This is a genomic window from Vibrio barjaei (assembly GCF_001639065.2).
Taxonomy (GTDB): domain Bacteria; phylum Pseudomonadota; class Gammaproteobacteria; order Enterobacterales; family Vibrionaceae; genus Vibrio; species Vibrio barjaei.
Window position 1 is genome coordinate 1 of the sequence record NZ_LQXO02000019.1, and the last position, 826, is coordinate 826.

Genomic DNA, 826 nt, shown 5'->3' on the forward strand with positions numbered 1-826 from the left:
GAATGACTATAACGATGCAGAAGCGATTGCTGAACTTGCACTCTATCAACGCGCCCACCCCGTTCCACACAAGTCCATCGAACAACAAGATATTCAATCATTGATTCGAATGCGCAGACTATGTGTCACCGAAAGAACGCGTTTGATTAATCAAGTTCGAGGATTAATTGCTGAGTACGGCATCATTATTCCCAAAGGAAAAACGTCTTTTAGGCAAGCCATTCCCGAAATGCTAGAAGACGCCGAAAACCAGTTATCGCCCATATTACGAGAGCTTCTATCACGCCAGTACGAACGTTATCTATATATCGATGAGCAAATCAGTTGGTTTGAAGACAAACTCAACCAAACCGTCAAACAGTTCGATAATGCCAAACGGCTGATGTCCATCCCTGGCTTTGGACCACTCACTAGTCAAGCCGTCGCTGTCTGGCTCGGATCTGGACAACAATTTAAAACAGGGCGAGATGCTTCTGCGGCGATGGGACTCGTTCCCAAACAAGACTCGACAGGTGGCAAGGTCATTCTTCTCGGTATTACCAAGCGGGGTAATACTTACATTCGGTCTTTACTGGTTCATGGTGCTAGGGCTGCTTTAAGACGAGCCAAGTTCAAGTCCGACAAACTCAGTAAATGGATGCTTGAGTTACAAGAACGACGAGGCCCCAACCGTGCTGCGGTTGCACTCGCGAACAAACTCATGCGGATAGCTTGGGCTGTCATCGCCAAAAACGAAGAATATCAACCAGCATAAAACATCATGCACCACCAACCCTTTGCAAAGTACGTAGTGAGATGAATAACAGGATAAATCCTACACGTTGAA

At 46.2% G+C, this 826-nt stretch carries 1 protein-coding gene; it reads left to right on the forward strand.

Going from position 1 to position 826, the window contains the following annotated elements; translation table 11 throughout:
* The coding region (locus AWH66_RS10495; protein ID WP_071487850.1) for an IS110 family RNA-guided transposase at nt 1-754 on the forward strand (754 nt) is incomplete at its 5' end.
* Nucleotides 755-826: the final 72 nt, after the last annotated feature.